At 70.9% G+C, this 5,514-nt stretch carries 4 protein-coding genes; 1 reads left to right on the plus strand and 3 read right to left on the minus strand.

The annotated features are described in order from the left end of the window. The 3 genes from PROKR_RS18460 to PROKR_RS18470 form a co-directional block, all read right to left on the minus strand. A partial coding sequence (locus PROKR_RS18460; RefSeq protein ID WP_245605879.1) for an Ig-like domain-containing protein occupies nucleotides 1–3,687 on the minus strand: 3,687 nt, incomplete at its 3' end. Nucleotides 3,688–3,903: 216 nt separating this feature from the next. After that, nucleotides 3,904–4,215 (minus strand): hypothetical protein, encoded by a 312-nt coding sequence (locus PROKR_RS18465; protein WP_051433127.1) that lies wholly within the window; start codon nucleotides 4,213–4,215, stop codon nucleotides 3,904–3,906. 9 nt (nucleotides 4,216–4,224) lie between these two features. Further along, nucleotides 4,225–4,971, minus strand: coding sequence for a class I SAM-dependent methyltransferase (locus PROKR_RS18470; RefSeq protein ID WP_036965533.1), 747 nt, complete (start codon nucleotides 4,969–4,971; stop codon nucleotides 4,225–4,227). Nucleotides 4,972–5,175: 204 nt separating this feature from the next. On the opposite strand from PROKR_RS18470, the gene PROKR_RS18475 reads away from it, so the two are divergent. Continuing rightward, on the plus strand, nucleotides 5,176–5,388 hold the full coding sequence (locus tag PROKR_RS18475; protein ID WP_036965534.1) for a heavy-metal-associated domain-containing protein: 213 nt from the start codon (nucleotides 5,176–5,178) through the stop codon (nucleotides 5,386–5,388). Nucleotides 5,389–5,514 lie beyond the last annotated feature (126 nt).

Genomic DNA, 5,514 nt, shown 5'->3' on the forward strand with positions numbered 1-5,514 from the left:
CAGGCCCTCGGGGTCGTCGGGCCCGTCGCCGTCGGTCACCTCGAAGCTGACCGACGCCGCACCGGCGTAGTCCCGCGCCGACGTGTACACGATCGTGTCGTGGTCCTCCACGTCGCCCTTGCCCTCCAGGGCCTTGACCGTTCTCTCCTCGGTGATCCGCGGCTCGCGACCGTCGCGCACCACCACGTAGTCCGCCAGGTCGATGGTCAGCGGCTCGCCGGAGAACGCCTTGAGCGGCGCCAGGCCCGGCTTCACGTGCGGGCGTGCCAGGTCGCCCGGCACGCGCACGAAGGCCTTGGCCTCCAGACCGTCCATGTCCTCGACCGTGTACGTGATGACCTGCGGGTCCTGTGTCAGCTCGACCTCGATGCCACGCTCCTCGGTGACGGTCACGCCCTCCAGACCCGGGTCCACGGACACCTCGAGGTCGGCGGCCACGCCGTCGGGGTCCACGTCGTTGGCGAGCACGTCGACCGTCACGCTGGTCGAACCCTCCACGTCTTCGACCGTCACGACGTCGTCGTGGGCGACGGGTCGCAGCAGCGGCGCGTTCTGGTCCACGTTCAGCGTGATCGCGCCGCTGGCCTCGGCCTTGAAGGTGTCCTGGATGCCGTAGTAGAAGGAGTAGGCGCCCTCGTCGTCCGGTGCGGTGACCACGACGTCGTCCTCCACCGCCTTGGGCTTCAGGTCCCCGATCCCCTCGAAGCCGTCGGCCACGAGCGAGATCTGGTCGCCGTCCGGGTCCGAGTCGTTCTCCAGGGCCGGGACGGCGACCGTGCGGCCGGGCCGCACCGTGGTCACGTCGTCGATCGCCTGGGGTTCCTGGTTCGACGCCGGGGGCACCGCGATGCCCACCCGCACGACTCCCTCGGCAGGCGCGCCGCGGGTGTCGACGACCTGGTAGGTGAACGTGTCCAGACCTGTCGCGTCCTTGCCCGCCTGGTAGTCGATGAACCCGTCCACGATCGTGGCGGTGCCCTTCGTGGGCGCGTCCGAGATGCTGCTCAGTGTCACGTAGTCGCCGTCGGGGTCGGTCCCGTCCAGCGGCAGCGGGATGCGCACGACGCCCTGGCCGAGCACGCGGGCCTCGATGTCGGGCAGCTGCGGGGCGGAGTTCTCCGGCGCGTCGAGCACGTTGATCGTGATCTGGGCGGAGTCCTTCTGCCCGTTGGCGTCCGTCACCTCGTAGACCGCGTGGTACGTGCCGGCCTCCTGGGCGGCGCGGAACCGCACCGTGTCCTCGGAGACGAATGCCTCGCCGGCCTCGGCGGCCGGCGACTCCTGCAGCTTGTCCGTCAGGGTCAGCTCCAGGCCGTCCGGGTGGGTGTCGTTCTTCAGCACGGGGATGGTCACGACGTCGCCCACGTGCACGGTCGCCTCGTCCGGGCCCGCCTCCGGCGGGCGCAGCTGGGCGGGCGTCGGGATCGGGACCACGCGGACCTGGCCCGTGGCCGTGCTGGTGCCGTTAGCCACCGTGTAGGTGAGGGTCACCGGCCCCTCCAGGCGCTTGACCTCGGAGATCTTGAGGATCTGGTGATTCAGTACCGACACGCTCACGGGAGCGTCCCCGGGCACGTCGACGCTCTGGACCACGAGCACGCCGCCCGCGGGGTCGGTGTCGTTGGCCAGCACGTCCACCAGCGCGGTACCGCCGGCCGGGAGCAGCAGCTGGTCCGAGACGGCGATGGGCGCACCGGCCTCCTCGGGCGGCTCGACGACGTCGACGCGCACCAGGCCCATGGTCGGCTCGGGGCCGTCGGTGATCTGGTAGGTCACGTCGTACGAGCCGGGGGTCTCCGACTCGAACTTGAACGTCTCGGCCGTCGAGTTGGTCGTGATCGTCGCGCCCTGCTTGTCGTCGACCCGGGTCAGCCGGATGTCGTCGCCGTTGGGGTCGAAGTCGTTGGCCAGCGGGTCCACCGTGACCGGCGCGCCCGCCAGGACCGTCACGTGGTCCTGCACGGCGACCGGCGGCACGTTGGACGCGACCACCTTGATGATCAGGCTGCCCTGGTACGCCTGGCCCATCGCGTCGGAGACCTGCACCTCGACGACCTTGCTGCCCGTCACGGTGCCGCCGTCGCGGAACTCGATGGTGCCGTCCGGCCGGAACCGCACCTCGTCCAGCGGGTCGGCCGTGCTCGCGTTCGACAGGAACATGTCGTCGCCGTCGGGGTCCGTGAAGTAGGGCAGCACCTTGATGGTGCCCATGCTGCCCTGGCCCACGACGAGCACCGGCTTGCCGGGCTGCTCCGGCGGGTTGTTCTCCTCCAGCGGCACCACGTCGACCTTGACGGAACCCTCGTCGACGCCGCCGCGGCCGTCCTCCACCCGGTAGGTGAACGTGGTGGTGCCGCTCGCGTCGTCGGGTACGTCGGCCTGCAGGGCCGCGCCGTCGAGCACGCGGTTCACCGTGATGTCGCCCTCGACCTCGCCCACCACGGAGGCCGTCATGACGTCGCCGTCCAGGTCGGAGTCGTTGCCCAGCACGTTCAGCACGGTGGTGCGGCCCGGCCGCACGCCGAACGTGTCGTCCTCGGCGACCGGCGCGCGGTTGGGCTTGTTCCGGTCGGCCACGGCCTGGTCGACCTGCTCCGGGGTCGCCTGCTCCGACTCGGTCTTCTCGCCCTTGGCGTTGTCGGGCATCGTCTCTTCCCAGTCGTCGACCTTCTCGAACTCCTCTGCGGCCATCCACAGGGAGCCCTTCGCGACGTCGTTGAGGACGATGATGTTGCGGTTGACCCGGTAGACCAGGCTCGCGGTGGGGTCGACCCCCTCGAGCACCTCGTTCACGTTGTCGTCGGCGTCGCCGCACTCGCGGATGACCTGGCCGCCGGCCCAGGCGCCGTAGAGGCACCCGCCGAGCTGCACCGGGGCGGACGGCTGGCCGCCGGTCCCGCCCGCGAAGTTGTGCTTGACCGGGTCGCCCCCGCCGAGAGGCACGGTGACCAGGTTCCCGGGGGTCGCCACCGCCACCTCGTCCGCCTCGCCGGAGGGCTGCTGCAGCATGCCCTGCGAACCGCTCTCGATCCGCACGGAGTCGCCGCCGGGCAGCACCAGGTTGCCGGTCGACTGGTCCAGCACCACCGGCTCGTCGCCCACGGCCGAGACCTGCAGCTTCGCATCGGGGCTCAGGGGGATCGACGTCTCGTCGGCGTCCTGGGCGACGCCCTGCGTGCTGGTCGGGACGGTGTACAGCTTGCCGTCGGCGGGCACGGCCAGGAACACGGTGCCCTCGCGGCCCACCGCGAGGGTGCCGCCCTTGCCCACCTTCAGCGTCGGCCTGGTCTCCTTCTCGTCGAAGACGGCCGAGTCGAACGGCAGGACCCACGTCCGGCCCGTCTCGCCGTCGTAGACGGCCGTGGTGGCGGCGCCGGACGCGACCTGCGCACCCGCGGGGAACTTCATCGTCCCGTCCAGGACCAGCTGCGCCGGGTTGACCGGGCTCGCGGAGAAGTCGCTCACGCTGTCCAGGAGCACACGCTGTGCGTCCTGCTGCACGTCGAAGCTCGCCGAGTTCGCCACCAGGACCCCGTCCAGGGCCTTCGCCTCGTAGTTGAACCGGCCGAGCTGGCCCTCGGCGGTCTGGGTCACCCAGACCCCGCTGTCGTTCAGGTCGAGCTCCGCGGTCGTCTCGCCGTCGTACCAGAGCGCGAGGCCCAGCAGACCCGCACCGAAGAGCGACACCACACCCGCCGAAACTACCGACCTGCGATTCTCAAATACGCGTGAGGCAAAGCTCATGCGTCCTCCCGATCATCACTCCACAAAGAAAAGCCCGCCCGGACATCCAACACAGGCGCGGCGTCAGCAACCCTATCGACGGAGGAGGTGAATTGTCGCCGAAATGGGCGCTTTACGCAGTGCGTATGCCTACGTCAGCGGGCTTTCTTGGAGTGGGGGTCAGTAGGACGCCGCGCGCCGGTCGACCCATTCCTTCGCCTCGAGGAGCCCGAGGCCGGTCTCCTCGCGGTACAGCTTGATCGCCTCGATGCGGCGGTCGGACCAGATGCACCGGTCGATCTCGGCCAGCGCCTCGGGCGAGATCCCCTCGGCGGCGGGGCCCTCGATGCCGAGGTGCTTGATCACCAGGTCGAGCTTTCGCTCCACGCGCTCCGCCGTCTTGCCGTTCGCGCGCAGGTTGCCGCTCACGGTGATGTACAGGAGGAGCAGGACGACAAAGATCGCGACGGGAATGATCTCCAGGGGAAACATTGCTGCACCCTAGCGCTCGGGGCGCGCGAGCAGGCTGAACGTGTTCGGCACGCGCCCGTCCCATGCCGCGGCGGTCACGCCGCCCGGGTGCCAGAAGGGTTCGGGGTGCTCGTCGAGGTGCTCGATCTCGAGGCCTGCGCGACGACAGGCCATGACGATGCCCGACAGGGTGTGCTGCCGCTCCACGGCGCCGTTGCCGGGGTAGGTGTCGTTGACGTGCGTGGGGGAGAAGTACCCGCGGTCGGCGCGGACGCGGATGTGCTCGGGGTCCCAGTCCCACAGCGGCACCAGCGGGTGCGCCTCGTAGACGTAGAGCCGGCCGTCGGGACGCAGCAGACGGCGGCACTCTGCGAGGAAGGCGTCCAGGTCGGTCACCCAGATCAGCGCGCCCTTGCCGGTGTAGACCAGGTCGGCGCACGCCGCCTCCAGGCCGCTCGCGGGCAGTGCGGCCCGGGTGTAGCGGCAGGGCAGGCCGAGCTCGTCCGCGCGCCGGCGCGCACTCGACACGGCCGCCTCGCTGTAGTCGATCCCGTGCACCGAGCGCGCCCCCAGGCGCGCGAGGGCGATGTCGTCGAGCCCGTGGCCGCTCATCGGGTGCACCACGTCCGCCCCCGGGACGAGCTCGCCGATGGCGCCGACCTCGGCGGGCAGCAGCTCGGCGGTCCGCGCCAGCTCGAGGTGCTCGGCGTACTCGTCCTCGTACTTGCGCGAGGCGATCGCCCAGGCGGCCCGCGTCCGGTCCTCGGTGGTGTCCATCGAGGCAGCCTGACAGCGATGCGCCGGCCCGGGACAGCCCTTTTCGTCAGCTCGCGTCCAGTGGCGGGACGGCCGCCGCCGTCGGGCGGAATACGTACGGACGGGCGATCCGTGTTGCGGGCCATACCCCTGAGGGGTATATGGTGAGTGACATACGGTTACCCCCTAGGGGTAACAGCGTACCAACCACCGAGAGGCGAGACGATGGCGACGAGCGAGTACCAGGTGACGGGGATGACGTGCGGGCACTGCGAGATGTCGGTGCGCGGCGAGGTGAGCCGCCTGCCCGGCGTGGAGCAGGTCGACGTGAGCGCGGCGACCGGCCGCCTCGTGGTCAGCAGCGCGGAGGCGCTGGACGAGGCGACGGTCCTGGCCGCGGTCGACGAGGCCGGGTACCAGGCGGCGCGCGTCTCATGAACGCGCCCCAGCGGCTCGGCCTGTACGGCGGAGGTCTCGCGGCGGTCTTCGCCGTGGCGGGCGTCGCCGTGCCGGACAGCACCGTCGCCGCCTGGTCGGCGACGGCCCGGGCCGAGGGGCCGGCCG

Origin of the sequence: Promicromonospora kroppenstedtii DSM 19349, assembly GCF_000515355.1 — a bacterium.
Taxonomy (GTDB): Bacteria; Actinomycetota; Actinomycetes; order Actinomycetales; family Cellulomonadaceae; genus Promicromonospora; species Promicromonospora kroppenstedtii.

Excerpts from the sequence above, each read along its gene's own strand:
- PROKR_RS18465 (WP_051433127.1), bottom strand. The coding sequence starts at position 4,215 with ATGTTTCCCCTGGAGATCATTCCCGTCGCGATCTTTGTCGTCCTGCTC.
- PROKR_RS18470 (WP_036965533.1), bottom strand. The coding sequence starts at position 4,971 with ATGGACACCACCGAGGACCGGACGCGGGCCGCCTGGGCGATCGCCTCG.
- PROKR_RS18475 (WP_036965534.1), top strand. The coding sequence starts at position 5,176 with ATGGCGACGAGCGAGTACCAGGTGACGGGGATGACGTGCGGGCACTGC.